Below are 24535 nucleotides of genomic sequence, written 5' to 3' on the forward strand. Positions count from 1 at the left end.
GAACGCTGAGGATGCCCGCCGAGCGAGCCTCCGCGGAGGCACTCCCGCTGGTCGACCTCGTGCTCCGCGGGGGCCGGATCGTCACGTTCGCCGAGCCTGGCGACGGCCCCGACGAGGTCGAGGCGATCGCCGTCGCCGGCGGACGCGTGATCGCGGTGGGCTCCGACGACGAAATGGCCCGGTACGCCGACCTCGCCGAGCGCGTCATCGACCTCGGCGGGCGTCGCGTCATCCCCGGGCTCAACGACTCCCACATCCACGCGGTGCGCGCAGGAGCCTCCTGGAACCGCACGATGCACTGGGAGGACGTTCGCTCGATCGACGAGGGACTCGAACGCATCCGGGAGGACATCGTTCGCCGCCCGCCGGGAGACTGGGCGAGCGTCGTCGGCGGGTGGCACCGGACGCAGTTGACCGAGCGTCGCGGGCCCACCAGGGCCGAACTCGACGCCGTGGCGCCGCACAACCCGGTCTACGTGCAGGAGGTCTACGACGTCGGGGTGCTGAACTCCGCGGCCCTCAGGGCGTGCGGATGGATCGACACCTCCGACGACCCTCCGCGCGGCCGCCTCGAACGCGACGCCGACGGGCGTCTCACCGGGCGCATCTTCGGCGTCGGCGCCTTCGCGGTGCCCATCGCGGCGGCGCTCGATCCGGAGCGCGCGGAGCCTGAGGCCGGCGTGCGCGCGATGTTCGCCGAGTTCGCGCGTCATGGCCTGACAGGGGTCGTCGACGGCGGCGGGCTGCTCATGACGCCCCGCGACTACGACCCGATCGCGAACGTGTGGCGCAGCGGCGAACTCGACGTGCGGACGCGCCTGTACATCTCCGCATGGACCCGCGGCGGCGAGGTCGCCGACATCGATCAGCTCACCACGCTCGTCCAGCCGGACTTCGGCGACGGACTGCTCCGCGTCGTCGGGGTCGGCGAGATCCCGCATCTCGGATGCCACGACATGGAGGGCTTCGATGCGTTCGCGATGTCCGACGAGGCCCACAGAGAACTCGTCGACATCGTTCGCCTCTGCGCCACCCGCGGCTGGCGGATGAGCATCCACGCGGTGCTCGACCGGACGCTGGGCCGGATCCTCGACGCGTGGGAGGCGGTCGAGTCCGAGTCGGGCGGGGTTGCCGGACGAGGTTGCTCCATCGTGCACGCCGACGACGCGTCGCGGGCGAACCTCGAGCGCATCGCGAGACTCGGGGCCGGGGTGCTCGTGCAGAGCCGCATGGTCCTCAAGGGCGGCGACTACGTCGACGCGTGGGGCGAGGACGCCACGCGCAACGCTCCGCCGATCGGCGATCTGCGCGAGCTGTCGATCCCCATCGGCGGGGGTACGGATGCCACGCGCGCGAACTCGTTCTCCCCGTGGGCCGCCATCTGGTGGCTGGCCACCGGCGGCACGCTCGACGGCGCGGGCGTGCGCGACGAGCGGCACCGGATGTCGCGACACGACGCCGTGGCCGCGTTCACGCGCGATGCGGCGTGGTTCACGGGCGAGTCCGCTCACCGGGGCCGGCTCCTGCCAGGCTACGACGGCGACCTGTGCGTGCCGACGCTCGATCCGTTCACCTGCTCGGACGAAGAGCTCCGCGACATCCGCAGCGACCTGACCGTGATGGGCGGTCGCATCACCCACGACTCGGGCACCGTTACCTGAGCCGCTCAGCGCCACGGAAGAGGAGGCAGCATGACCGAGATCCCCGCGCCCCGACGAGTCGGGAACGCCGAGATCATCCACCACGCCGGCTACGACGACACGATCGTCAGCCCGTTCGTGCCGGCCATCCGCACGGTCTCCGATGCGCGGCTCGTCTTCATCAGCGGCGTGACGGGCGCACCGGTCTACCACGACCACCCGCACGTGCCCGAGGTGTTCGACTCGATGCCGATGGACGCCCTCGGCCAGGTGACGAACGCCTTCGACCACCTCGATCTCGCGCTCCGGGCCGCCGGCTGCGAACGCCACGACGTCGTGAACATGATCCGGTTCTTCACCGACGTCGAGGCCGACCAGGACGTCGTGAACCGGCACCAGGCGCAGTGGTTCGGCGGGCACATCCCGACGAGCACGACGGTACAGGTCACCCGACTCGCCACCGACCCGCGCCTGCGCTTCGAGTTCCACGTCGTGGCGGCCGCACCGGCATCCTGACCACGCCGGCCGGGGAACGCCTCGGTGACGTGTTCGTTCAACTGCAAACGATTGCGACCCGCCAGCGGGCGCACGAGACTCCAAGGAGCACCACATGAATGACACCACACCCACCGTCGGATGGATCGGCGCCGGCCGAATGGGCTACCAACTTGCCAAGCGGCTGCTCGACGCCGGTTACGACGTCGCGGTGTACAACCGCACCCGCGCGAAGGCGGAACCGCTCAGCGAGTTCGGGGCCACGATCGTCGATCGTCCGGTGGACCTCGCCGATCGCGGCATCGTGTTCAGTATGGTCTCGGCTCCGAAGGACCTCGAGGACGTCATGCTCGGCGACGGCGGCCTGCTCACCGACCCCGACCGCGTGCCGGGCATCGTCGCCGACGCCTCGACCGTCTCGGTCGAGATCAGCGAGAAGGTCAGGGCCGAGGCGGAGGCCAGGGGGGCCGGATTCCTCGCGACACCGGTCTCGGGGAACCCCAAGGTGATCGCCGTCGGCAAGCTCACGGTCGCGGCATCCGGACCGCGCGACGTCTACGAGGTGGCCGAACCGCTGCTGCGGACGTGGGGTCGGGGCGTCACCTACGTCGGCGAGGGCGAGCTCGCGCGCATCGTGAAGATCGCCCACAACGTGTTCCTCGGCGTGGTGATCCAGTCGATGGCCGAGATCACCGTGCTCGCCGAGAAGGCCGGCGTCACGAGGGCGGACTTCCTCGCGTTCCTCAACGACTCGGTCATGGGCTCGGTGTTCTCGCGGTACAAGTCGCCGGCGCTCGTGAATCTCGACTTCACGCCGACGTTCACGAACGTCCTGCTCCAGAAGGACTTCGACCTGGCGCTCCAAGCGGCGTACGAGCTCGGCGTGGTCATGCCGGTGGCCGGCGTCACCCGCAACCTCGTCGCGCAGGAGGTGGGCAACGGCAATGTCGACCAGGACTTCGCGTCGCTCATCCTCACCGTGGCGCACGGCTCGGGGCTCGACATCGTGGCGGAGGACGCGCCGGTCAGCGACGGTCTCGAGGGGGGCTGAGCGCCGGAGCGGTCGGGCGCGGCGTGCGGCGAGCGATGGGTCAGAGGCGGTCCATCGCACGCAGCACGTCGACCGCCGAACCGAGGGAGCCGTCGTGCGCCGCCCGCGCTCCGGCCTGGTCGGGCATCGTCTCGGCATGCTCGCGTCGTCCGAGGACGAACCAGACCCCACGCGCCGGAACCGTGCCGTGGTTCGAGAAGAGGTGCGGCCGCACCGAGTCGAAGTGAAGCGAGTCGCCGGCGCGCAGCACGTACGTGTCGAACTCGAGCTGCATGGTGAGCTCGCCCTCGATGAGGTAGGCGTACTCGACGCCCGCGTGGCGCATGAGCTTGCCCTCGATCGAGCTCGAACCGCCCGGCTCGTAGGTCACGAGCAGCACGTCGACGGGGCCCTCCTGGCCGACGGCGAGCCGTTCCCAACGCACGCCGTTCTCCATCTCGAGCACCGGATTCTGCTCGGCGCGCTGGATCGCCGTGCGCGGAGCGGCACCGAGCAGGCGCGTCTCGGGGCGTGTCTCGTCGCGTGTCGGCTTCGCGACCTCGGGAGCCGAGACGCCCATCACGTCGTCGAGTGAGATGCCGAGGTGGTTGACGAGCGCGTAGAGGGTCGAGACCGACGGCTGCGTCTTGCCGGTCTCCACCTGGGAGACGAGGCTCGCCGACACGCCGAGCGATTGTGCCACGCTGCGCAGGCTCATCCCGCGGCTCTTGCGCGCCTCACGAAGTCGGAGGCCGATGTCTGTGGTCATGCGCACTCCTCGTGCCGTGGTCGCGAATGCTCGGTGCCGCGCGACGAGCTCGGGTCGGCACTCGCCGGCCGAAGTTCATCGCCGTGGAACGAGAATACATCCGGTGTTCAGTCACACTTGGAGATTCGGGTCACGAGTTGCGCAAGATTCGCGATGACCTCGGTGAGGACGCGGACGACTTCGCGAGATGGGCTGAAGAAATGTTCATTGTGGCTGTACAATCGTCGCGTACGTGACGGCCGCCAGGCCCTGAGCAAGGGGATTCGATGAAGAACACGGGGACCACCGGGACGAACGCGGTCGATTGGGAGGCGCGGGTCGACTTCGACCGCCTCCGGGACGACCGGCTCGGTCGGCTGAAGGCGGAGCTGGAGCGGAGCGACCTCGGTGCGGTGCTCGCGTTCGACTTCTCGAACATCCGCTACATGACGTCGACGCACATCGGCACCTGGGCGATGGACAAGCTGATCCGGTTCAGTCTGCTCACGCGCAACACCGATCCGATCTCGTGGGACTTCGGATCGGCGGCGAAGCACCACAAGCTCTACAACCCGTGGCTCGACGTGACGAGCGCCGAGATGGACGCCGACCCGAATGCGCCGCACGAGGGCGCGAAGCGTCCGCGCATGGAGTCGGGTGCCCGTGCGGGCATCTCCACACTGCGTGGCGCCTTCCCGCCCGACGCCGAGATCGCCGAGGGGGTGGCGAAGAAGGTCAAGCGCGAGCTCGAGAAGTTCGGGGTCGCCGACCAGCCGCTCGGGGTCGACGTGATCGAGCTGCCGATCCTGTTCGCGCTGCAGCGCGAGGGCATCGAGGTCGTCGACGGGCAGCAGGTGTTCATGGAGGCCCGGCGCATCAAGACGTGCGACGAGATCCGGTTGCTCACGCAGGCGGCGTCGATGGTGGATGCCGCGTACGAGGAGCTCTATCGGTTCCTCCGTCCCGGCGTGCGTGAGAACGAGGCCGTCGGCTTGGTCGCGAAGACGCTGTACGACCTCGGCTCCGAGTACGTGGAGGGCGTGAACGCCATCTCGGGGGAGCGGTGCTCGCCGCACCCGCACGTGTTCAGCGACCGCCTGATCCGGCCCGGCGACCCCGCGTTCTTCGACATCCTGCACTCGTTCAACGGGTATCGCACGTGCTACTACCGCACGTTCGCGGTCGGTTCGGCGAGCTCCGCGCAGCGCGACGCGTACGCCCGAGCCCGCGAGTACATGGACCGGGCGATCGCGCTCGTCCGTCCGGGCGCGACGACGGCCGACATCTGCGCGGTGTGGCCCAAGGCCGAGGAGTTCGGGTTCCCCGACGAGGAGGCCGCGTTCGCCCTGCAATACGGCCACGGCGTGGGCCTCTCGATCTGGGAGAAGCCGATCTTCTCGCGGCTGGTGTCGTTCGAGCATCCCGAGGTGCTGCAGGAGGGAATGGTCTTCGCGCTCGAGACGTACTGGCCGTCGGCCGACGGCTGGGGCGCCGCTCGCATCGAGGAGGAGGTCGTCGTGACCGCCGACGGCTGCGAGGTGATCACGAAGTTCCCCGCGGAGGACCTCATCGTGGCCGGCCAGCGCTATTACGCCGTCGGCGGGCCGCTGCCCCTCGAGCGCGACTCGCAGTCGCACCTGAACACCACGTGGGGCCGCGGCGAAGGCTGACGGCGATCGGCGTCAGGTCGAGGAAGGAGCGACCCGATGGTCGACGTGCATGACGGCATCGCCGAGATCACCCTCGAGAACGGGGCGCGCAACCTGCTCGATCCACGGGTCATGGGGGCGGCCGCGCGGGCACTGCACGAGGCCGACGACGACGCCTCGGTGACGGGCATCCTGGTCACGGGCGCCGGCGACATGTTCTGCGGCGGCCTCGACGTGGAGGCGATCCGTGCCGGTGGCGATCCCGTCGAGTTCGCGGCGTCGCTCGTCGAGCTCCTGAAGGTCTTCCCGCGCCTGACGAAGCCGGTGGTCGCCGAGGTGAACGGCGACGCGCTGGCATCCGGCGCCTCGATCGTGGCGGCGTGCGACTACGCCGTCTCGATACCCACGGCACGCGTGGGAACGTTCGAGGTGAGCATCGGCATCTGGCCGATGGTGGCGCAGGTGCCGCTCATCCAGCGCATCGGCGCACGCGCGGCGATGGAGAACATCGGGTCGGGGGAGCCGTTCACCGCCGAGCGCGCACGCGAACTCGGCCTGGTGAATGCCGTGGTCGAGGCATCCGAACTCGACACGGCCGTGCGCGCATGGCTGCGCAACGCCGCACGCGGGGGAGCGGCCGTCGCCGCGGGGCGGCCGGCCTTCTACGAGCTCGCCGGACTGCCGTACGACGAGGCCCTCGACAGCGCCCTCGAACGGTTCGCGGCGATGTTCGAGCGCGACTGACCCGGCACGAAGACGGGTCGGCTGCGGACGTCTCGCTGCCGCCCCGTGCGTGCGAGGTCACCCGCGGCGGGTGACCTCCGCCACGCCCGACCAGTCGGCGTCCTTGAGGTCGTCGTCGGCGAGCGCGCGCTCGAAGCGGTCGCGGATCACCGGCGCCGTGGGGAGCGTGATGCCCTTCTCCTCGGCGAGCGCTTCCGCGAGGCCGAGGTCCTTGAGGCCGAGCGCCATCGAGAAACCGGCAGGCGTGTAGCGTCGCTCCGCGATCATCGGACCGTAGCCGCTGTAGACCACGCCGCCGAACAGGGAGTTCGTGAGCAGCTCGACGAAGTCGGATGCGTCGATGTCGTGCGCCTCGACGAGCGTGATGGACTCGCCGAGCGCCTGCAGGGCGTGCAGGATCATGAAGTTGACGGCGGCCTTGGTGACGTTCGCCCGCCGTGGCACGTCGCCGAATCGCCAGACCCGCACGCTCAACTCGGCGAGCAGCGGCTCGACGCGGTCGACGAGGTCGGCCGGTCCGGCCACCATGATGTTGAGCTTGCCGGCCTCGGCCACCGCGGGCCGGCCGAGCACCGGCGCCGCGACGTAGCCCACCCCTGCCGCGTCATGCACCGACTGCAACCGGTCGGCGGCCGCGGCGCTGATCGACGCCGTGTTCACGTGGATGCGACCCTCGGTTCCGCGCAGGTGCTCGGCGGTGAGCACCGACTCCGCCGCCTCGTCGTTCGCGAGCATCGAGAACGAGATCGGCGCGGCGAGCGCCTCGGCGGGGTCGGCCGCGAGCGTGGCGCCCGAGGCGACGAGCTCGTCGGCGGCCTCGGGGGAGCGGTTCCAGACCACCACCTCGTGGCCGGCAGCCACCAGCCGCCCGGCCATCGCACGGCCCATGTTGCCGAGTCCCAGGAATCCGATGCGCGTCATGATGCCTCCTGTGGCTGTCGTCGGCCGATCGTGGTGTCGATCGGTCGGGGTGTTCGGGTGTCCGGTCGGTTCGGGGGTTCGGGGCGTCTCGCCTCACGTCTCCGCGGAGAAGATCTCGGGATGCTTCGCCAGCATCCGCCGGGTTCGCCGGATGTGGCTGACGATGGTCTGCTCGGCGCTCTCGACGTCGCCCTCGCGCAGCGCGGTGACGAGCAGGTGGTGCTCGTCGTGCACGATGCGCGTGCTGTGCGCGTCCATGAGCAGCGAGTACGCCCGTCGATACGGCTGCGTGGTGTTCCAGAACCGCTGCACGAGGTCGCCGAGCATGAGCGTCTCGGCCCGGCTGTAGCTCAGCATGTGGAACTCGCGGTCGAGGCGGAGGAACTCGGCGACGTCGTCGGTCTCGGCCATGCGTCGCGCGAGGAGGTCGAGCTGCTCGAGGTCCTGCGTGGTGAGGTGCGGCGCCGAGTAGCGCAGCAGCAGCGGCTCGAGTCGCTCGCGCGCCTGGTACACCTCCTCGCATTCCGCGAGCGTGAGGCGCGAGACCCAGGCGCCCGCGTTGGCGACGAGCGTGACGAGGCCCTCGGCCTCGAGCGCCTTGAGCGCCTCGCGCACCGGCACGCGACTCGCTCCGAACCGCTCGGCGATCTCCTCCTGCCGCAGTCGCGAGCCCGGCGGGTACTCGCCGTGGAGGATCGCGTCGCGGATGCCCTCGGCGATGCGGCGGCTTGCGGCCCCATCACGCGGGATGGGGGCGGCCTGCGGCTCGGCGCTCATGCCGACGGATCCCGCGGGTCCCAGAGCCGCACCGAGGAGGTCGACTCGTACGCCTTGCCGTTCGGGAAGCTCACGAGTTCGAGCTGCATGCCCCACGGGGTGAGGAAGTACACCCAGCGCTGCCCCTCGCTGGCATTGCGACTCGCCGTCGGCTCGCCGAGGACGCGCACGCCCTGCGCGCCCAGGTACGCCACCGCGGCGTCGAGGTCGTCGACGTAGAACGCGAGGTGGTGTCCGCCGAGGTCGCTGTTGCGCGGCTGCTCGCGCTGCCCGTCGGCCGGCTCCCACTGGAAGATCTCGAAGTTCGGGCCGTGCCCGCAGCGGAAGAAGCGCAGCTCGCGCATCACCGAACGTGGGTGCACGTTGAGGTGCTCGGCCATCCAGTCGTCGTCGCGTTCGAAGGGGCCGAGCGTGTACACGTACTCGCACCCGATGACGTCGACGAAGAAGCGATGGGCCTCCTCGAGGTCGGGCACGGTGAACCCGATGTGCTCGGTGCCGCGGAGGCCGGGCAGTGCCATGACCTGTCTCCCTTCAACGCGATCGACTGGATGCAATCCTACGCCCCACCCGCGACGATTGGCGACCATCGTGCCAGCAGACCACTGGAATTGGATGCAATCGTGGCGTAAGCTGGCCGTCACCACACCGTCGTGCGCCAGCGCGGCGGAGTCACCGACGAAGGATCCGACATGGCGAGACAACGACGTTTGGAGCCCGCGGCCCCGTGGGTCGAGATCACGACCACCGCGGCCGACTGGAAGGCCGCCGATCCGGCGCTGCTCGCGACCATGCTCGGCGAGCTGCACCTCATCCGCGCCTTCGAGGAGCGCGTGCTCGACCTCGCGGGCGAAGGCCTCGTGCACGGCCCGGCGCACTCGTCGATCGGCCAGGAGGGGGGCGCCGTCGGTTCGATCGTGGGGCTGCGCTCGACCGACGGCATCAACGGCTCGCACCGCGGCCATCACCAGTTCCTCGCGAAGGCCATCACCCACGTCTCGGGCGGCCGTCTCGACCTCGAGCGGCTCGTCACGCCCGACCTGCAGACCGTGCTGCAGCGCACGCTCGCCGAGATCCTCGGCCTCGCGCAGGGCTACTGCCGCGGCCGCGGCGGCTCGATGCACCTGCAGTGGTTCGAGGCAGGTGCGCTCGGCACCAACGCCATCGTCGGCGGCGGTGTGCCGCTCGCGGCCGGCAACGCGTGGGCGCAGAAGCATTCGGACACCACGGATGTCACGGTCACCTACTTCGGCGACGGCGCCACGAACATCGGCTCCGTGCTCGAGAGCATGAACCTCGCCTCCGCGTGGAAGCTCCCCATGGCGTTCTTCATCGAGAACAACCTCTACGCCGTCTCGACGCACGTCGAGGAGGTCACGGGCGAGCCGCGGCTGTCGGCGAGGGGCCTCGGCTTCGGCATTCCCGCATACCGCGTCGACGGCATGAACCCCCTCGCCGTGCACCTCGCGATGGTCGAGGCCGAGCAGCGGATGCGTGCGGGCGACGGCCCGGTCGTGATCGAGGCGCAGGTCTACCGGTACTTCCACCAGAACGGCCCGTACCCGGGAAGCGCGTTCGGGTACCGCTCGAAGGAGGAGGAGGCGGAGTGGCGCGAGCGCGACCCGCTCATCCGCATGGCGGCCGAGATGACGAGGCTCGGGCTCGTCACCGACGAACAGGTCGACGCGGTGCGCGCCCAGGCGATCGCCGCCATGGACGCGGCGACCTCGGAGCTGCTCGAGGCCGATCCCGAGAAGGAAGGCCGTCGACGCATCCGACCAGACCTCTGGCCCGACCCCGAGTTCGTCGACGTCGGCGTCCGCGGCGACGCGAGCGAACTCGCGGACCTCCGCACGCTCGAGCCGCTCACCGACACGCGCGAGCGCGACGAGGTCAAGTACGTCGATGCCGTCGCGGGCGTCATGGAGCGCCGAATGAGCGAGGACCCACGCATCGTGGTGCTCGGAGAGGACGTGCACCGGCTGAAGGGCGGCACGAACGGCGCCACGAAGGGCCTCTCGACGGCGTTCCCCGAGCGCGTGCTCGGCACGCCCATCAGCGAGAACGCGTTCGCCGGGTTGGGTGGCGGCATGGCTCTCGACGGCCGGTTCCGCCCGGTGGTCGAGTTCATGTACCCCGACTTCCTCTGGGTCGCCGCCGACCAGGTGTTCAACCAGATCGGCAAGGCGCGGCACATGTTCGGCGGCGACAACCCCGTGCCGCTCGTGCTGCGCACCAAGGTCGCCATGGGCTCGGGCTACGGCTCGCAGCACCTCATGGACCCGGCCGGCGTCTTCGCCACGAGCGCCGGATGGCGCATCGTCGCGCCGTCATCGGCCGAGGACTACGTCGGCCTCATGAACGCGGCACTGGCCCTCGAGGATCCCGTGCTCGTGATCGAGCACGTCGACCTCTACAACGAGAAGGACACCGTCATCGCCGGGGACCTCGACTACCTCATCCCGCCGGGCACGGCCGCCATCCGGCGTGAGGGGAGCGACGTGACCGTCATCAGCTACCTCTCGATGGTGCGGCACAGCCTCGAGGCGATCGAGCAGACCGGCATCGACGCCGAGCTCATCGACCTGCGCTGGCTCGACCGAGCCTCGATCGACTGGGACACCATCGAGGCATCCGTCAAGAAGACCAACGCCGTACTCATCGTCGAGCAGGGCGCGCGCGGCACGTCGTACGGCGGCTGGCTCGCCGACGAGATCCAGCGGCGCCTGTTCGACTGGCTCGACCAGCCCGTGCAGCGGGTGACCGGCTCGGAGTCGTCGCCGTCGATCTCGAGGGTGCTCGAGCGCGCGGCCATCGCCCGTACCGAAGAGGTCGTCGCCGGCCTCGAGACCGTGCGCGTGAACGCAGGAGGTGCCTGATGGCCACGACCATCCGCCTGCCTGAGGTGCTCGCCGGCGCCACCGAGGCCGCGATCCAGTCATGGTCGGTCGCCGTCGGCGACACCGTGGCCGTCGGCCAACCGCTCGCCGACATCGAGACCGACAAGGCCGTCGTGGAGTACGCCGCCGAGACCGCGGGAACCGTGCTGCAGTTGCTCGTCGCCGAGGGCGACTCGATCGAGGTCGGCACGCCGATCGCGGTGCTCGGCGAACCCGGCGAGACCGCTCCCGAGGGTCCGGCCGCACCCGCGGAGGTCGCCTCGGGGGTCGCCTCGGGAGAGGCCGGGGGGGAGGCGCCGTCGGATCCCGAGTCCGCCGCGCCCGTCGCCGACGCGGCGCCGGTCTTCGATGAGGGGTCGGATGCCGCGACCGCGCGCGCCGCAGCGCCGGTCGCCGCGGCCGCACCGACCGCGGTCGGGTCGCAGCGGGAAACGCCTCCCGCCGAGGCATCCGAAGCCGTGGAGCGTCGCTTCGTCAGCCCGCTCGTGCGCCGGATGGCCCGGGAACGCGGCATCAGCCTCGACGGCATCGAAGGCTCGGGGCCGAACGGCCGGATCGTGCGCCGCGACCTCGAGGCGGTCATCGCCGCGGGCCCCTCGGAGCCCGCCGCCGCTTCCGCACCGGAGGCGCCGGCCGCACCCGCCGCGGCCGCCGCGCCGACCGCGCCCACGGCGCCGGAGCCGGAACTCATCCCGCATTCGAGGATGCGGCGCACCATCGCGCGCCGCCTCACCGAGTCGAAGACGGAGGTGCCGCATTTCTACCTCACGGCGGAGTGTCGGGTCGACCGGCTGCTCGACCTGCGTCGCGAGCTGAACGCCGCGGGCACCGTCAAGGTCTCGGTCAACGACCTCGTGGTGAAGGCCGCGGCCGGTGCGTTCCTCGACGTGCCGGAGGCCAATCGCACGTGGACGGACGAGGGCATGCTGCAGCACCGCACCGTCGACATCGCGATCGCCGTCTCGCTCGACGACGGCCTGGTGACCCCGGTCGTGCGCGGAGTGGAGGCGCTCAGCGTGTCGGCGCTGGGCCGGCAGATCGCCGACCTCGCAGAACGCGCCCGGTCGGGAGGGCTGCGCCAGCACGAGATCGAGGGCGGCAGCTTCTCGGTCTCCAACCTCGGCATGTTCGGCACACAGGAATTCAGTGCCATCATCAACCCGCCTCAGGCCGGCATTCTCGCCGTCGGCGCGGCCCGCCAGGCGCCCGTCGTGGTCGACGGTGCGCTCGAGGTGGGCACGATCATGACCGTGACGATGTCGGCTGACCACCGCGTGCTCGATGGAGCGCTCGCGGCTCGCTGGCTCGCGGCCTTCGTGGCGCGCATCGAGAGCCCGTTGACGATCCTCGCCTGACCGCTGTGGGGCGCCGCGTCAGTCCCCGGTGCCCCCGGTGCCCCCGGTGCCCGAGGCTCCCGCGGTGACGGGGTCCTCGCGCTCGCCCCGCGCCTTCGGCTCCGCCATGAAGTAGGACATGCCGAATCCCGCGAGGAGCGAGCCGAGGCCGCCCCACAGGAGGTCGCCGAGCGAGTCGTCGTAGCCGACCAGGATCTCGGGATCGATGAAGTTGTGCCCCACCCACTCGAAGAACTCCCAGAACACGCCGATCGAGAACCCGATGGCGGTGGTCACGAGAGCGGCGGACAGCATCGGATGCGGCAGCGACGACGGGTCCCCGAGGATGCGGATCTGCACGAGCACGATGTAGACGAGCGCGGCGCTCAGCCCATTGGTGGCGAAGTGCATCGGGATGTCCCACCACCGGGTCGTGATGTAGATGTTCAGCACGCTCGACCACGTGGAGGCGAGGATGAGCGCGCCGAATGCGATGTCGAATGCCGGACGCAGTCGGAGCAGCCGCGGCACGAGCATCACGACGAACGCCGAGACGAAGCTCAGCCCGGAGAGCAGGCCCCACCCTGCCCAGCCGATGAAGATGCTGACCACGGCGACGAGGCGCAGCAGGTCCGCGATCACCGCGGACGGACCGGCGGGGGCGCGTAGCAACGTCCGGATCATGACAGCAGGATATCCGGACGCCCGATGGTCATTCGGCGACGTACTCCAGGAGGTTCGCGGGCAGGCCCAGCACGATGGAATGCTCGTCGTGCGCCACGGCGAGGCCGCGTTCGTGCAACGAGAGCGTCCAGCCGTGGAGCTCGACCCGGCGCCGGATCGTCTCGAGCAGCGCCTTCCGGCGCTCGGCGGCGTTCTGCGGCTCGATGTTCGTCTCGAGGACCACCTGGAACCCGAGGTCGTCCGCCGAGAGGGCCCCGAGGTCCTCGAGCCGGCCGTTCACCTCGAGCACGACCGGGGCCAGGTAGAGGTCGGTCACGTCATGTGGTCGTTCGGCCATGGTGCCCTCCTACGTCTCACTCGCGTCGATGCGATGGATGACGCCAACACTAGCCGCGGAGGCCGTTCCGAGGCCAGTGAGACGGCGGGCGCCGGCGTCAGCCCGCGGCGTCGGCCGTGGGCTTCGCCGGCGCCGCGCGCACGCCGAGCATGAGCAGGAGGTGCGACGGAGCAAGCGCCTCGACAGCGTGCGGGACCCGCTCGTCGATCTGGAGCAGCCCTCCGGTGGCGAGCTCGATGCGGTCGCCGCCGACCTCGAGCACCACCCGGCCCTCGAGCACCGACACGAGGAGGGGCGCCTGCGCGATGTGCTCCTTCATGACGGTGCCCTCGTCCATCGAGAGCCGCACGAGCGTCGCCCCGGGTCCCTTGTGGATGCGCGTGGAGCGCACACCGCCCGGCTCGATCGGCAGGGCATCGACGAGGGCGGCCAGGTCTGCGGCGATGAGGGTGTGGGTGACGTCGGTCATGCGGGTGCTCCTCGGCGGTTCGGGCGGTCGTTCGTCCGTCTCCCTCATTCTCCTCGCCGTGCTCGGGGTACGGTGTGAGCATGGCGCATGGGGGTGTGACCGACACGTGGGAGCAGGGCCGCGCGTACGAACGGTACGTGGGCCGATGGAGCCGCGTCGTCGCGCCGCGGTTCCTCGAGTGGCTGCGGATGGCCCCCGGCTTGCGATGGCTCGACGTGGGCTGCGGCACGGGTGTGCTGTCGGCCGCGATCCTCGAGCAGTGCGCGCCCGCGAGCGTCGACGGCGTCGAACCCTCCGAGGGCTTCCTCGAGACTGCGGTCGCCGAACTCGGGAGTCGGGTCACGTTCCACCGTGCGGTCGCCTCGGACCTCCCGATCGACGACGCATCGGTCGACGCGGTCGTCTCGGGGCTCGTGCTGAACTTCCTGCCCGACCTCGACACGGCGCTGGCCGAGATGTCGAGGGTGACAGTCGACGGCGGCGTGGTCGCCGGCTACGTCTGGGACTACGCCGACCGGATGGAACTCATGCGCCGGTTCTGGGATGCGGCGACCGACCTCGATCCCGCCGCGGCGGAGCTCGACGAGGGCGCCAGGTTCCCCGACTCCACGCCGGAGGCCCTGACCTGGCGCTTCGCGAGTGCCGGTTTGCTCGACGTGGAGACCTCGGGCATCGAGATCGCCACGGTGTTCCGCGACTTCGACGACTACTGGATGCCGTTCCTCGGCGGCCAGGGTCCGGCGCCGTCGTACGTGATGTCGCTCGACGCGCCGGCGAGGGAACGCCTGCGCGAGCACCTCCGGGAACGCCTTCCGGTCGCCACCGACGGTTCCATCGCGCTCGTCGCGCGCGCGTGGGCGGTGCGCGGCGAAGTGGTGCGCTGAGACATCCGGGCACCGCCCCGTCGGTCGCACGTGCAGACGGCCCCTGCGGACACGAGTCCGCAGGGGCCGTCCCTTCCGCCGTCAGGCGCTACGCGGCGGGCTCCGCGTCGCGCTTCGGCAGCTTCCAGCCCGGACGCACGTAGTGGCACGTGTAGCCGTTCGGGTAGCGCTCCAGGTAGTCCTGGTGCTCGGGCTCCGCCTCCCAGAAGTCACCCGCGGGGGAGACCTCGGTGGTCGCCGGTCCGGGCCAGAGACCCGACGCGTCCACGTCGGCGATGGTCTCGTACGCCGTGATCTCCTGCTCGGGCGTCGTGGGGAAGATCGCCGAGCGGTAACTCAGCCCGATGTCGTTGCCCTGCCGGTTCTTCGTCGACGGGTCGTGGATCTGGAAGAAGAACTCCAGCAGATCGCGGAACGACTCCTTGGCCGGGTCGAACACGATCTCGATGGCCTCGGCGTGCGTGCCGTGGTTGCGGTAGGTCGCGTTCGGCACGTCTCCGCCCGTGTAGCCGACCCGCGTGTCGAGCACGCCGGGGCGCTTGCGGATCAGGTCCTCCATGCCCCAGAAGCAGCCGCCCGCGAGCACGGCCGTCTCGGTGCCGGGGGTCCTGGTGATCTCACCGGGGTTCGTCATGATGCGTCCTCCTTCTCGGATGCCGCGGCATCCGTCATCGTCTCCGCGAACAGCGAGCGGTACTCGCCGTATCCCTGCGCCTCGAGGTCGGCGAGGGGCACGAACCGCAGGGACGCCGAGTTCATGCAGTAGCGCAGGCCGCCCGCCTCCGCCGGGCCGTCGTCGAACACGTGCCCGAGGTGGCTGTCGGCGCCCGACGAGCGTACCTCCACGCGCTTCATGAACAGCGACCGGTCGACCTTCTCGGTGACGGCGCTCGGGTCGATGGGCCGGGTGAAGCTGGGCCAGCCCGACCGGCTGTCGTACTTGTCGGTCGACGCGAACAGCGGCTGTCCCGAGACGACGTCGACGTAGATGCCGGGCTCGTGGTGGTTCCAGTACTCGTTGCGGAAGGCCGGCTCGGTGGCGTCCTCCTGGGTGACCCGGTACTGGTTCGGGGTGAGACGGGCGACCGCCTCGGGAGTCTTGCGGTAGTCCTGTGACACTTCGTTCCTCCTCTGCGGGCGACGCTGGCTGCGGCGCCTCGACGCTCGACCCGACGGTGCGGATCGCGGCGCCACCAGAGAGAACCGGGAAGGCCGTCCGGCTGTTCCATGCGGCGGCCCTCGGGGCTGTGACTTCGCTGTGAGCTGTTCGCCGGGGGGCGGACGTACCATGGAAGCGCGTCGGCCGGGGCGCTCTGGAAGGAGCACCACTGGCCACCACCTGGCATCCCATCCTCGCCGCGACCGAGCCCGAACCGGGGTGCTGGCGTCTCGTCGACAGCACGGGTCGCGAGTACGGCGCGGTCACCATCGTGCGCGTCGACGGCGAGGTGCGCTATCGCGCCGAGTTCGCCGGGCGACTGCTCGGCTGGGGCACCACGCTGCGCGGCGCCTGCGAGCGCGTGCACCAGGCGTTCGTGCGCTCCCACGGTCCGCGGGAATGGCCCGGATATCCCGATTTCCGTGCTGCATCGCTCCCAGAAAGGTGAGTATCGCACCGTTTTGGAGGATATTCACAGGGACATAGGAGGGCTTGTACAGGGCCTCTCGGCAGACTGGCCACTTCGCCCGGGCGCCCCCGCGTCCGAGGAACGTCGAGTCCAGGACAGCCGAGCGTGAGCTCTGCCGTTCGCCCCCGTGAAAGTCATGCCGAACCAGTCTCAATTCTCGAACCCGAATCACAACTCCATCGACGCAGTGAAGCCCGAGGCGGCTCGCCGTCGGTCCGGGCGCAGCCCCAAGGGCTGGCGCAAGGGCCCGATCCTCGCGGCCGGCGCCGTGACCGCGATCGGCGCCATGGTCGGCACCGGCTTCGCCGTCCAGGGCGCGGTCGCCGCGCAGAACGACCGGGTCGCCGAGACCCGGGCGCTCACCGAGGCCACCGACCTCAACGCCGACCAGCTCCGGTCGCACGGCGGCATCCTGGTCGCCCGCGCCGTCCAGCAGGCCGAGGCCACGCTCAGCGGCGCGAACGACACCATCACCGCAGCGCAGGGCAAGGCGGATGCCGCACAGCTGGCCGCCTCGGTCGCGGCGCTCTCCGACTATCGACTGCTCGCCCCCGAGCGGATCTTCGAGCTCGTCGACACGACCTCGTACCACGTGCACAGCGTGAGCGCTGCGGTGGCCGAGTCCGATCGCCTCGCCGCCGAAGCCGCGGCGAAGGCCGCCGCCGAGGCCGCAGCAGCCGCCGAGGCCGCGGCGAAGGCCGCCGCGCAGGAGTCGACCTCATCCTCGTCCGGGTCGTCCCGCCCGGGTGCGCCAGCCAACCCGACCGAGGCGCAGGCCATCGCCCGGGACATGCTCGCCCAGCGCGGTTGGGGCGACGACCAGTTCGGCTGCCTCGTCGAGCTCTGGAACCGCGAGTCCGGGTGGAACGTCTATGCGTCCAACCCGAGCGGCGCGTACGGCATCCCGCAGGCCCTGCCCGGCAGCAAGATGTCGACCGCGGGCGCCGACTGGGAGACCAGCGCCGCCACCCAGATCACCTGGGGCCTCGGCTACATCGCCGATCGCTACGGAACCCCGTGCGGCGCGTGGGACGCCTTCAACGCGCAGGGCTGGTACTGACCGGCATTCCGATCACGACCCGATGAAGCGGGGGCGGCCGGCCGCCCCCGCTTCGTCATCTCCGGCTGTCAAGCGCCTGCGCGGGGCATCCGCGGCTCGATACCCTGACGACATGGCAGCGGAGCACGGGTCGCAGTCGGGTGGCGGCCCGTTCGCACGCCTCGTCGCGCTCGGGAGACGCGCGACCGCGTGGGCCCTCGAGCGCAAGCCCGTTCGCGCCGTCATGCTCTACCAGGAGCACCACGGACCGATGCTCGCCGACAGCATCACGTACCGCACCCTCTTCTCGGTGTTCGCCGGCATGTTCCTCGGCTTCGCGATCGGCGGGATCTGGCTCTCGGGCAACCCCGACGCCATGGACGCGCTGGTCACGACGATCGGCACCGCGATCCCCGGGCTCGTCGGCGAGGGCGGCGTCATCGATCCCGACGACCTCATCCAGCCGTTCACCCTCAGCCTGGCCGGTCTCGTGGGACTCGTCGGGCTCGTCGCGGCCGCCATCGGCGCCGTCGGCTCGCTCCGCAACGCCTTCCGCGAACTCGGAGACCAGTCCGACGAGCACACGTTCTTCCTGTGGCTCCTCCTGCGCGACCTGGCGCTCGCCGTCGCGTTCGGCGCCTCGCTGGCCGTGGCGGCGGCCGTGACCTTCTTCAGCACCACGGCCCTCGGCGCGCTCTTCGACCTGCTCGGCCTCTCCACCAGGGATCCCGCCTACGACGTCGCGACCCGCGCGATCTCGATCCTCGTGATCTTCGCCATCGACACGCTCGTCATCGCCGGCATGTTCCTCGCCCTCGCGGGCCTTCGACCGGGAGCGCGTTCGCTCTGGACGGGCGCGCTCCTCGGCGGCGTCGGCCTCGCCGTGCTGCAGCTGCTCTCGAGCCTCTTCGTCGGCGGCGCGTCGAACAATCCGCTGCTCGCCTCGTTCGGGTCGCTCATCGCCCTGCTGCTCTGGTTCAACCTCTCGAGCCAGGTGATCCTCATCGCGGGCGCCTACATCATCACGGGCATCGACGAGGAGCACGACCGTGTGGGCGCCCGATTCGGCGCGCCGACGCCCGCGGTCCGGCGCATGCGGAGGGCCGAACGACGGGCGACAGATGCCGCGGCCGAGCTCGCGGCGGCTCGTGAGGCCGTTGCCGAGGAGCACGGCACGCCAGGCCACGGGCGAACCGAGCCCTGACACGCCGAGGACGCGCGGCACGGGGGCCGCGCGCCCGGCTGCGGGTCAGAGCGCGGAGTCGCCTCGGGGCGGGAGGTTGCGGTCCTCTTCGATGATCTCGACGACCTCGACCTCGTCCTCGTCGAGGTCGTTCGCGTCGAGGACGTCCTCGACCTCCTCGTATTCCTCCTTGGGCAGCTCCGCGCTCAGCGGCAGCTCGGAGTCGGTGTACTCGCCTTCGTACGGCTCTCCCGGGCGCAGTGCGTCGGACATGGCTCCTCCGATCGTCTGGGCCGCGCGGTACGGCGGCCTGCGGCCACGGTACGGCGCCGTGGCCGGGCCGCGCAGGGGATTGACGTGCCGGCCGGGTGCGAGTAGCGGCATCACGGCGACTCGGCCCGGTAGGCGCCCGCCTCGGCACTATCCCTCGCGGCTCCGGCCCGCCAGAATGGGCGGATGCCCTCCGTGCTGCAGGTCGTCCGCGCCGCCATCGCCCCGCTGACGCGGACCCGCCCCTTCCGGGCGCTCGGACCGGCGCTCCTGCCGCCCGCGGAGCGACTGCTCGCCTGGGCGACCGGCGGGCGGGTGCAGCTCAGCGGACTGCTCGTGCCGTCCCTCGTGCTGCATTCGACGGGCGCGCGCACCGGGCAGGTGCGCGACACCTACCTCATGTACACGCCCGACGGCCGGGGCCGCGCCATCGTCGCGGGCACCTCGTTCGCACAGGAGCGGCACCCCGGTTGGACCTACAACCTCATCGCGCACCCCGACGCGGCGATCACGGTGCGCGGCCGATGGATGCCGGTGCGGGCGACGCGCATCCGCGGCGAGGAGCGCGAGGAGGCGTGGTCGCGCATCGAGGCGCAGTGGCCGGGGTACCGTGCCTACGAGCGCGACTCGGGGCGCGAGGTTCGCGTGTTCCGGCTGCAGCCGCTCGCCGATCGACGTCCCGCGAGGGGGTGACTCAGGCCGCCGTGCCGTCGACCTTCTCGCCCGCTTCGATGAGCAGCCGCACGGCCGCGCGGATGCCGGCGCTCTCGGCCATCGACCGCCGGTAGGCGACACTGATGTCGCGCACCTGGCTGTGGTCGGCCAGCGGGCGGGCGACGACGCCCTCGGGCAGCTCGGAGCGACCGAGCCGCGGCACGAGGGCGATCGTGACGCCCTGGCGCGCGAGCTCCACGAGGGAGCCGAAGTCGGGGTCTTCGGCGACGATGCGCGGCACGGTGCCGAGATCGGCGAAGATCCGCATCAGCGCCTCGTGGCAGATCTGTCCCCTCGGCGTGCTCGCCCAGAGCTCGTCGACGAGGTCGGCGCGCTCGATCTCGGTGCGCCCGGCCAGGGGATGCCCCGTCGAGAGCACCACGTCGGCCTCGTCGCGGCAGACGTGCTCGGTGACGACATGAGCGGGAGTGACGAGCGGCACCGAGTTCCAGTTGTGCACGATCGCGAGGTCGGCGATGCCGGTCGCGACCATGTCCATGGCGTCGATGGGGTCCATGCCCGTCACGGTCGCGGACACCGGCGGGTCGGCCTCCCGCAGTCGGCGGAGCACGGGGCCGAGGAGGCCGCGAGTGGCGGTGGAGAAGGACGCGATCCGAAGCGGCGCGCTCGCCCTCGAAGTGCCCGCGCCGAGGGCCTCGAGACGCTCGAGGCGGTCGAGCAGTTCCCGCCCCTCGTTCGCGAGCGCCCGGCCGCGCTGGGTGAGGAGCACGCCCCGGCCGCGCCGCTCGAGCAGGGCCGCGTCGAGGTCGCGCTCGAGCTTCTTCACCTGCTGCGAGATGGCCGACGGAGTGTAGCCGAGCTGCTCGGCGGCGGCCACCACCGAACCGGCGCGATCGACGGCGACGAGCGCTCGCAGCCCCTGCAGGTCGATCATGAAGCAATCGTACGTGTTCATGCGAACGACTCGGAACTGGTGCTGAATCCTGGCGCCTGCGAGGCTGAACGCGTGACCCCAAGACATCTGCTGCTCGGCCTTCTCGTCGCCCTCATCTGGGGCACGAACTTCGTCGCCATCGAGGTGGGCCTCCGCGACACGCCGCCGCTCGTGCTCGTCGCACTGCGGTTCCTGCTCGTGGCGCTGCCGCTCGTGTTCTTCGTTCCGAAGCCGGATGCCCCGTGGCGGGTCATCCTCGGCATCGGGCTGTTCATGAGCGCCGGCCAGTTCGGACTCCTCTTCACGGCCATGCACCTCGGCCTGCCGGCCGGCCTCGCGGCCGTGGTGCTGCAGTGCCAGATGGTGTTCACGCTCCTCATCGCCGCCCTGGTGCTGCGCGAGCGTCCGACGAAGATGCAGGTGCTCGGCGCGCTGCTCGGCGTCGCGGGTCTCGCGGTGGTCGGGCTCGGGCGTGTCGAGGCGGATTCGGGCCTCGGCGCCATCGTGCCGATGCTCGTGTGCGTCGCGGCGGGCCTCAGCTGGGCCGTCGGCAACGTCATCGCCCGATCGGCGCGCGGCGCGAACGGATTCGGCATCGTGGTGTGGTCGGCGATGGTCGTGCCGGTGCCGATGCTCGCGCTGAGCCTCGTCATCGACGGCCCGACCGTCGTCGCCGACGCCTTCGCGACCATCGGCTGGGAGACCATCGTCAGCGTGGCGTACACCGCCGGGCTCGCGTCGCTCGTCGGCTACACGATCTGGAACATGCTGCTCGGCAGGTATCCGGCGGCCATGGTCTCGCCGTTCGCCCTGCTCGTGCCGGTCGTCGGCCTGGCTGCGGCCGCCCTCGTGCTCGGGGAGGTGCCGAACGCGCTCGAACTCGCGGGCGCCGGCCTCCTCGTCGGGGGTGTCGCGGTCGGCCAGCTCCGCCGCCGGAATCCAGGAGTCGCCGCCCAGGCCACGTTCGCAATTCAGGAACGTGCCACGTTCAGAATTCAGGAGCCGGCGGCGCGCGGCGATGATCAGCCGGGCGATTCATCCGCCCCAGCCGCGACATCCGCCGTACGTTCCTGAATTCTGATGACGTTCGGCACGCGCGTTCGTCGATGCTGTCGACGCGCGCCGTGCGCGTTCCTGAATGCTGAAGATGTTCGCCGCGTGCGTTCCTGAATTCTGAAGAAGGCTCGGGTCGGCGGGGTTAGGCTCAGGGCATGTGCCGGAACATCCACCCCCTCCACAACTTCGAGCCGGCCGCCACGAGCGACGAGGTGTACGCGGCGGCCCTCCAGTACGTGCGCAAGGTGAGCGGCTCCACGAAGCCGTCGAAGGCGAACCAGGCCGCCTTCGACCACGCCGTCGCCGAGGTCGCGCACGCCACGCAGCACCTGCTCGAGGCGCTCGTCACCAGCGCACCGCCGAAGGACCGCGAGATCGAGGCCGCCAAGGCACGCGCGCGGGCCGCGAAGCGATACGCCACGGTGTGACGGCGCGGGCCGCTGCGGTCGTCAGCGGCAACCGATAGCGTCGCACCATGGCCGGTGACGCAACCACGCTCTCCATCCCGGGTCCGCACGGCGTCCGCGACGTGCGCATCTCCTCGCCGACACGGGTGCTCTGGCCCGAGGTGGGCATCACGAAGCTCGAGCTCGCCGAATACCTCGTGGCAGTCGGCGATGCGTTCATCCGCGCCAACGGCGACCGGCCGGTCTCGCTGCAGCGGTTCCCCGAAGGCGTCGACGGCGAGCAGTTCTTCTCGAAGAACCCGCCGAAGGGCGCGCCCGAGTGGGTGCGATCGGTCACCGTCACGTACCCGAGCGGCCGGCGGCATCCGCAGCTCGTGCTCGACGAGCCGGCCGGCGCGGTCTGGGCCGCGCAGATGAACACCGTCGTGTTCCATCCGTGGGCATCACGAGCGGGCGACACCGACAACCCCGACCAGCTCCGCATCGACCTCGACCCGCAGCCCGGCACGGGGTTCCGGCACGCGGTGCCGGCCGCGCATGCCCTACGCGAGCTGCTCGGCGAGGTCGGGCTCACCGGTTTCGTGAAGACGTCGGGCAACCGCGGCATCCACGTGTTCGCGCCCATCGAGCCCGATCACGAGTTCCTCGACGTCCGGCACGCGGTGATCGCGCTCGCGCGGGAGCTCGAGCGGCGCATGCCCGACGAGCTCACCACGGCGTGGTGGAAGGAGGAGCGCGGCGATCGCATCTTCATCGACTACAACCAGGCCAACCGCGACCGCACCATGGCAGGGGCCTACAGTCCCCGGCCGCTCCCGCACGCGCCCGTGTCGTGTCCGCTCGCCTGGGAGGAGCTCGACGATGCCGACCCCGCGCGGTTCACGATCCGGACCGTCCCCGAGCGGCTGCGCGAGTCGGGCGATCCGTGGGAGCACATGCATGAGAGCCCGGGCCGCCTCGACACACTGCTCGAATGGTGGCAGCGCGACCTCGACGCCGGTCTCGGCGAACTGCCGTTCCCACCCGACTTCCCGAAGATGCCCGGCGAGCCGATGCGCGTCCAGCCCAGCCGGGCACGCACGCCCGACTGAGCCGATGGCGTGGCGGCGTCGCCGCCATCACGTCGAGGCTGCGACCTCGGAATAGCTCGGCGTCGCGGCATCCGGTGCGAACGTGCCATGCCGGATGTCGGCGAACGCCGACGCCATCGCGCCGAGCGCGACGCGGAACAGCAGCGATCCCGTGCTGACCCGCGCGACGCCGGCCGCGGCGAGGTCGCGCACGGACGTGCCGGGCTGCACGAGCACGTTGAGCGGCGCCTGGATGTCCCGAGCGAGCCGTGCGACGACATCGAGGGACATCGCGCCAGGCACGAATACGCCCGTCGCGCCGGCGGCGATGTACCGGTGCGCGCGGTCGACCGCGTCGTGCGTGCGGCGGGAAACCTCTGCGTTCCCGCCGATCCAGAACGGGTCGGTGCGCGCGTTGAGGTAGAGGTCGGGCGCGGCCGTCGCGATCGCGCGGATCTTTGCCGCTGCCGCCCCGGCGTCCACGAGCCGGCCACCCGGGTCGGAGTCCTCGATGTTGACGCCGACGACGCCGAGGCGTGCGAGCCGTGCGGCGTACCGGCCGACGTCGTCGGGGTCGTCGGAGAAGCCGGCCTCGAGGTCGACCGTCACCGTGATGCCCGCCCCGGTCAGCCGGGTCGCGAGTTCGAGGGTCTCGGGGGCCGTGGCGCCCGTGCCGTCGGGCTTGCCCGAGTCGTAGGCCACCCCGAGGCTCGTCGTGCCGACCACCGCGTGGCCCGCTGCGCGCAGCCACCTCGCCGAGGCGAGGTCCCATGCGTTCGGCAGCACCAGCGGATCGCCGGGCCGGTGCAGGCCGCGGAACTCGGCCGGCGTCAGCATGTGCGGATTCCGTCCACGACGGCGGTCACGATGGCGAGCGCCGCCTCCGGCGCCGGGCACGCCCGCGCACCCGCCCCGAACGCGAGCATGCGCGGTCCGTCGCCCGACGCCGAGGGATCGGGCCCGCCGAGGTGCAGCACGAGTTCCTCGCCATCGGGGCCGACGCGTCGCGTGGTGCGCACGGGCGGCACCTCGAGCAGCACGCGCTCGAGCAGCCGGGCGGTCGGAACGCCGGCATCCGTGGCATCCGGGTGCCGCAGCGCAGCAGTGATGAGGGCGGCGGTCGCGGCATACGCCTGCACGAGCAGTTGCACGCGCAGCACGCCGTCGTCGCGGTGCTCGCCCCGGCCGGGCGGCGGCGCGGCAGTGAGCAGCCGCACAAGGGCGGCGTCGGCCGCGTCCGACGGCGCGCCGGTGGGGTAGTGCCGAGCGAGCAGGCCCACCTCGGGGGGTGCGGAGTCGGGGTCTGCGAAGCCGAGCCCCTTCGCCAGGCAGGCGACGGGCACCTGCGTGGAGACGGCGTCGACGTCCGCTCCGGCGGAGACGAGCCTGCTCGTGCGCGTGGCAGCCGCACGTGCCAGCGCGTCGGCATCGAGGGCGGCGAGGAGTTCCTCGAGACGCCGCCGGCGCACGGCGTGGGCCTCGCCGTTCACGAAGCGCGAGGCGCGGGCCCGGAACCGGTCGGCGGGGCGGTCGGCGGCGACATCCGCTTCGGGGACCCGGAACGCGGCATCGGCGAGGATCCGCTCGACGTCGTGGCGGTCGATCACATCGGTCATGCTTCGACGGTACGGGAGGGACGCTTCGCTGCACGCCGAATGGTG

28 protein-coding genes are annotated in these 24535 nt (G+C 71.1%); 15 read left to right on the forward strand and 13 right to left on the reverse strand.

Annotated elements, in window-relative coordinates:
- The first annotated feature begins 11 nt into the window (after positions 1-11).
- From ACVFI9_RS08870 to ACVFI9_RS08880, 3 genes are all read left to right on the forward strand, one after another.
- Positions 12-1661 (forward strand): amidohydrolase, encoded by a 1650-nt coding sequence (locus ACVFI9_RS08870; protein ID WP_474765850.1) that lies wholly within the window; start codon positions 12-14, stop codon positions 1659-1661.
- Positions 1662-1691: 30 nt separating this feature from the next.
- Entirely contained in the window at positions 1692-2156 is a 465-nt protein-coding gene (locus tag ACVFI9_RS08875; RefSeq protein WP_474765851.1) for a RidA family protein, read from the forward strand.
- 94 nt (positions 2157-2250) lie between these two features.
- Entirely contained in the window at positions 2251-3186 is a 936-nt protein-coding gene (locus tag ACVFI9_RS08880; RefSeq protein ID WP_474765852.1) for an NAD(P)-dependent oxidoreductase, read from the forward strand.
- A 40-nt stretch (positions 3187-3226) separates the two neighbouring features.
- Here the strand turns inward: ACVFI9_RS08880 and ACVFI9_RS08885 are convergent, their stop codons facing one another.
- Positions 3227-3934, reverse strand: coding sequence for a helix-turn-helix domain-containing protein (locus tag ACVFI9_RS08885; protein WP_474765853.1), 708 nt, complete (start codon positions 3932-3934; stop codon positions 3227-3229).
- A gap of 266 nt (positions 3935-4200) precedes the next feature.
- On the opposite strand from ACVFI9_RS08885, the gene ACVFI9_RS08890 reads away from it, so the two are divergent.
- Positions 4201-5583: a M24 family metallopeptidase gene (locus tag ACVFI9_RS08890; protein ID WP_474765855.1), complete on the forward strand. Its 1383-nt coding sequence runs from the start codon at positions 4201-4203 to the stop codon at positions 5581-5583.
- Between the two features lie 36 nt (positions 5584-5619).
- Positions 5620-6306, forward strand: a complete 687-nt coding sequence (locus ACVFI9_RS08895; protein ID WP_474765857.1) for an enoyl-CoA hydratase/isomerase family protein — start codon at positions 5620-5622, stop codon at positions 6304-6306.
- 57 nt (positions 6307-6363) lie between these two features.
- Here the strand turns inward: ACVFI9_RS08895 and ACVFI9_RS08900 are convergent, their stop codons facing one another.
- From ACVFI9_RS08900 to ACVFI9_RS08910, 3 genes are all read right to left on the reverse strand, one after another.
- Positions 6364-7227, reverse strand: a complete 864-nt coding sequence (locus ACVFI9_RS08900; RefSeq protein ID WP_474765859.1) for an NAD(P)-dependent oxidoreductase — start codon at positions 7225-7227, stop codon at positions 6364-6366.
- A gap of 93 nt (positions 7228-7320) precedes the next feature.
- The gene (locus tag ACVFI9_RS08905) at positions 7321-8004 is read right to left on the reverse strand and encodes a GntR family transcriptional regulator (protein WP_474765860.1); all 684 of its coding nucleotides are present in this window, start codon (positions 8002-8004) and stop codon (positions 7321-7323) included.
- Positions 8001-8525, reverse strand: a complete 525-nt coding sequence (locus ACVFI9_RS08910; RefSeq protein ID WP_474765861.1) for a VOC family protein — start codon at positions 8523-8525, stop codon at positions 8001-8003. The genes ACVFI9_RS08905 and ACVFI9_RS08910 overlap by 4 nt, the downstream gene beginning before the upstream one ends.
- Positions 8526-8696: 171 nt before the next feature.
- Here ACVFI9_RS08910 and ACVFI9_RS08915 point away from each other — a divergent pair, with 171 nt between their 5' ends.
- Entirely contained in the window at positions 8697-10883 is a 2187-nt protein-coding gene (locus ACVFI9_RS08915; protein WP_474765862.1) for an alpha-ketoacid dehydrogenase subunit alpha/beta, read from the forward strand.
- Positions 10883-12259 carry a dihydrolipoamide acetyltransferase family protein gene (locus ACVFI9_RS08920; RefSeq protein ID WP_474765863.1) on the forward strand — a complete coding sequence of 459 codons (1377 nt, stop codon included), beginning with the start codon at positions 10883-10885 and terminating at the stop codon, positions 12257-12259. Before ACVFI9_RS08915 ends, ACVFI9_RS08920 begins: the two co-directional genes overlap by 1 nt.
- An 18-nt stretch (positions 12260-12277) precedes the next feature.
- Here ACVFI9_RS08920 and ACVFI9_RS08925 read toward each other — a convergent pair whose 3' ends face one another.
- From ACVFI9_RS08925 to ACVFI9_RS08935, 3 genes are all read right to left on the reverse strand, one after another.
- Complete coding sequence (locus ACVFI9_RS08925) at positions 12278-12922, reverse strand: DUF2238 domain-containing protein (RefSeq protein WP_474765864.1); 645 nt, start codon at positions 12920-12922, stop codon at positions 12278-12280.
- A gap of 28 nt (positions 12923-12950) precedes the next feature.
- The gene (locus tag ACVFI9_RS08930; RefSeq protein WP_474765866.1) at positions 12951-13259 is read right to left on the reverse strand and encodes a hypothetical protein; all 309 of its coding nucleotides are present in this window, start codon (positions 13257-13259) and stop codon (positions 12951-12953) included.
- 97 nt (positions 13260-13356) lie between these two features.
- Positions 13357-13728, reverse strand: a complete 372-nt coding sequence (locus ACVFI9_RS08935) for a cupin domain-containing protein (protein ID WP_474765867.1) — start codon at positions 13726-13728, stop codon at positions 13357-13359.
- A gap of 80 nt (positions 13729-13808) precedes the next feature.
- Between ACVFI9_RS08935 and ACVFI9_RS08940 the strand changes: the two genes are divergently transcribed.
- Complete coding sequence (locus tag ACVFI9_RS08940; protein WP_474765869.1) at positions 13809-14612, forward strand: class I SAM-dependent methyltransferase; 804 nt, start codon at positions 13809-13811, stop codon at positions 14610-14612.
- A gap of 88 nt (positions 14613-14700) precedes the next feature.
- On the opposite strand, the gene msrA is transcribed toward ACVFI9_RS08940, so the two are convergent.
- Together msrA and msrB are read right to left on the reverse strand one after the other, a co-directional pair.
- Entirely contained in the window at positions 14701-15246 is a 546-nt protein-coding gene (msrA, locus tag ACVFI9_RS08945; protein ID WP_474765870.1) for a peptide-methionine (S)-S-oxide reductase MsrA, read from the reverse strand.
- Complete coding sequence (gene msrB, locus ACVFI9_RS08950; protein WP_474765871.1) at positions 15243-15731, reverse strand: peptide-methionine (R)-S-oxide reductase MsrB; 489 nt, start codon at positions 15729-15731, stop codon at positions 15243-15245. The genes msrA and msrB overlap by 4 nt, the downstream gene beginning before the upstream one ends.
- 311 nt (positions 15732-16042) lie before the next feature.
- Here msrB and ACVFI9_RS08955 point away from each other — a divergent pair, with 311 nt between their 5' ends.
- From ACVFI9_RS08955 to ACVFI9_RS08965, 3 genes are all read left to right on the forward strand, one after another.
- A complete protein-coding gene (locus ACVFI9_RS08955) occupies positions 16043-16219 on the forward strand; it encodes a hypothetical protein (RefSeq protein WP_474765872.1) in 177 nt (58 codons plus the stop codon).
- 157 nt (positions 16220-16376) lie between these two features.
- Entirely contained in the window at positions 16377-17300 is a 924-nt protein-coding gene (locus ACVFI9_RS08960) for an aggregation-promoting factor C-terminal-like domain-containing protein (RefSeq protein ID WP_474765873.1), read from the forward strand.
- A 112-nt stretch (positions 17301-17412) separates the two neighbouring features.
- On the forward strand, positions 17413-18483 hold the full coding sequence (locus ACVFI9_RS08965) for a YihY/virulence factor BrkB family protein (protein ID WP_474765875.1): 1071 nt from the start codon (positions 17413-17415) through the stop codon (positions 18481-18483).
- Positions 18484-18528: 45 nt separating this feature from the next.
- Here the strand turns inward: ACVFI9_RS08965 and ACVFI9_RS08970 are convergent, their stop codons facing one another.
- On the reverse strand, positions 18529-18735 hold the full coding sequence (locus ACVFI9_RS08970) for a hypothetical protein (protein WP_474765877.1): 207 nt from the start codon (positions 18733-18735) through the stop codon (positions 18529-18531).
- Between the two features lie 183 nt (positions 18736-18918).
- On the opposite strand from ACVFI9_RS08970, the gene ACVFI9_RS08975 reads away from it, so the two are divergent.
- A complete protein-coding gene (locus tag ACVFI9_RS08975; protein ID WP_474765878.1) occupies positions 18919-19425 on the forward strand; it encodes a nitroreductase/quinone reductase family protein in 507 nt (168 codons plus the stop codon).
- A gap of 1 nt (position 19426) precedes the next feature.
- On the opposite strand, the gene ACVFI9_RS08980 is transcribed toward ACVFI9_RS08975, so the two are convergent.
- Positions 19427-20341, reverse strand: a complete 915-nt coding sequence (locus tag ACVFI9_RS08980; RefSeq protein WP_474765880.1) for a LysR family transcriptional regulator — start codon at positions 20339-20341, stop codon at positions 19427-19429.
- 72 nt (positions 20342-20413) lie between these two features.
- Here ACVFI9_RS08980 and ACVFI9_RS08985 point away from each other — a divergent pair, with 72 nt between their 5' ends.
- The 3 genes from ACVFI9_RS08985 to ligD all read left to right on the forward strand — a co-directional run bounded on the left by ACVFI9_RS08985 (position 20414) and on the right by ligD (position 22895).
- Positions 20414-21415, forward strand: a complete 1002-nt coding sequence (locus ACVFI9_RS08985; protein WP_474765882.1) for an EamA family transporter — start codon at positions 20414-20416, stop codon at positions 21413-21415.
- 137 nt (positions 21416-21552) lie between these two features.
- Positions 21553-21825 carry a DUF2277 domain-containing protein gene (locus ACVFI9_RS08990; RefSeq protein WP_474765883.1) on the forward strand — a complete coding sequence of 91 codons (273 nt, stop codon included), beginning with the start codon at positions 21553-21555 and terminating at the stop codon, positions 21823-21825.
- A gap of 47 nt (positions 21826-21872) precedes the next feature.
- Positions 21873-22895, forward strand: a complete 1023-nt coding sequence (ligD, locus tag ACVFI9_RS08995) for a non-homologous end-joining DNA ligase (RefSeq protein WP_474765885.1) — start codon at positions 21873-21875, stop codon at positions 22893-22895.
- Between the two features lie 27 nt (positions 22896-22922).
- Here the strand turns inward: ligD and ACVFI9_RS09000 are convergent, their stop codons facing one another.
- The gene (locus ACVFI9_RS09000; protein WP_474765886.1) at positions 22923-23711 is read right to left on the reverse strand and encodes an isocitrate lyase/PEP mutase family protein; all 789 of its coding nucleotides are present in this window, start codon (positions 23709-23711) and stop codon (positions 22923-22925) included.
- On the reverse strand, positions 23705-24490 hold the full coding sequence (locus ACVFI9_RS09005; RefSeq protein ID WP_474765888.1) for a hypothetical protein: 786 nt from the start codon (positions 24488-24490) through the stop codon (positions 23705-23707). Before ACVFI9_RS09005 ends, ACVFI9_RS09000 begins: the two co-directional genes overlap by 7 nt.
- Positions 24491-24535 lie beyond the last annotated feature (45 nt).

This window comes from Agromyces sp. NSFZ (genome assembly GCF_056156205.1).

Bases quoted from the DNA above. Each gene is read 5' to 3' on its own strand.
- ACVFI9_RS08875 (WP_474765851.1), top strand. From the start codon at position 1,692: ATGACCGAGATCCCCGCGCCCCGACGAGTCGGGAACGCCGAGATCATC.
- ACVFI9_RS08940 (WP_474765869.1), top strand. From the start codon at position 13,809: ATGGCGCATGGGGGTGTGACCGACACGTGGGAGCAGGGCCGCGCGTAC.
- ACVFI9_RS08910 (WP_474765861.1), bottom strand. From the start codon at position 8,525: ATGGCACTGCCCGGCCTCCGCGGCACCGAGCACATCGGGTTCACCGTG.
- ACVFI9_RS08930 (WP_474765866.1), bottom strand. From the start codon at position 13,259: ATGGCCGAACGACCACATGACGTGACCGACCTCTACCTGGCCCCGGTC.
- ACVFI9_RS09000 (WP_474765886.1), bottom strand. From the start codon at position 23,711: ATGCTGACGCCGGCCGAGTTCCGCGGCCTGCACCGGCCCGGCGATCCG.
- ACVFI9_RS08925 (WP_474765864.1), bottom strand. From the start codon at position 12,922: ATGATCCGGACGTTGCTACGCGCCCCCGCCGGTCCGTCCGCGGTGATC.
- ACVFI9_RS08870 (WP_474765850.1), top strand. From the start codon at position 12: ATGCCCGCCGAGCGAGCCTCCGCGGAGGCACTCCCGCTGGTCGACCTC.
- ACVFI9_RS09005 (WP_474765888.1), bottom strand. From the start codon at position 24,490: ATGACCGATGTGATCGACCGCCACGACGTCGAGCGGATCCTCGCCGAT.
- ACVFI9_RS08990 (WP_474765883.1), top strand. From the start codon at position 21,553: ATGTGCCGGAACATCCACCCCCTCCACAACTTCGAGCCGGCCGCCACG.
- ACVFI9_RS08905 (WP_474765860.1), bottom strand. From the start codon at position 8,004: ATGAGCGCCGAGCCGCAGGCCGCCCCCATCCCGCGTGATGGGGCCGCA.
- ACVFI9_RS08900 (WP_474765859.1), bottom strand. From the start codon at position 7,227: ATGACGCGCATCGGATTCCTGGGACTCGGCAACATGGGCCGTGCGATG.
- ACVFI9_RS08880 (WP_474765852.1), top strand. From the start codon at position 2,251: ATGAATGACACCACACCCACCGTCGGATGGATCGGCGCCGGCCGAATG.
- ACVFI9_RS08975 (WP_474765878.1), top strand. From the start codon at position 18,919: ATGCCCTCCGTGCTGCAGGTCGTCCGCGCCGCCATCGCCCCGCTGACG.
- ACVFI9_RS08935 (WP_474765867.1), bottom strand. From the start codon at position 13,728: ATGACCGACGTCACCCACACCCTCATCGCCGCAGACCTGGCCGCCCTC.
- ACVFI9_RS08895 (WP_474765857.1), top strand. From the start codon at position 5,620: ATGGTCGACGTGCATGACGGCATCGCCGAGATCACCCTCGAGAACGGG.
- ACVFI9_RS08915 (WP_474765862.1), top strand. From the start codon at position 8,697: ATGGCGAGACAACGACGTTTGGAGCCCGCGGCCCCGTGGGTCGAGATC.
- ACVFI9_RS08890 (WP_474765855.1), top strand. From the start codon at position 4,201: ATGAAGAACACGGGGACCACCGGGACGAACGCGGTCGATTGGGAGGCG.
- ligD (WP_474765885.1), top strand. From the start codon at position 21,873: ATGGCCGGTGACGCAACCACGCTCTCCATCCCGGGTCCGCACGGCGTC.
- ACVFI9_RS08960 (WP_474765873.1), top strand. From the start codon at position 16,377: ATGCCGAACCAGTCTCAATTCTCGAACCCGAATCACAACTCCATCGAC.
- msrA (WP_474765870.1), bottom strand. From the start codon at position 15,246: ATGACGAACCCCGGTGAGATCACCAGGACCCCCGGCACCGAGACGGCC.
- ACVFI9_RS08885 (WP_474765853.1), bottom strand. From the start codon at position 3,934: ATGACCACAGACATCGGCCTCCGACTTCGTGAGGCGCGCAAGAGCCGC.
- ACVFI9_RS08970 (WP_474765877.1), bottom strand. From the start codon at position 18,735: ATGTCCGACGCACTGCGCCCGGGAGAGCCGTACGAAGGCGAGTACACC.
- ACVFI9_RS08920 (WP_474765863.1), top strand. From the start codon at position 10,883: ATGGCCACGACCATCCGCCTGCCTGAGGTGCTCGCCGGCGCCACCGAG.
- ACVFI9_RS08980 (WP_474765880.1), bottom strand. From the start codon at position 20,341: ATGATCGACCTGCAGGGGCTGCGAGCGCTCGTCGCCGTCGATCGCGCC.
- ACVFI9_RS08965 (WP_474765875.1), top strand. From the start codon at position 17,413: ATGGCAGCGGAGCACGGGTCGCAGTCGGGTGGCGGCCCGTTCGCACGC.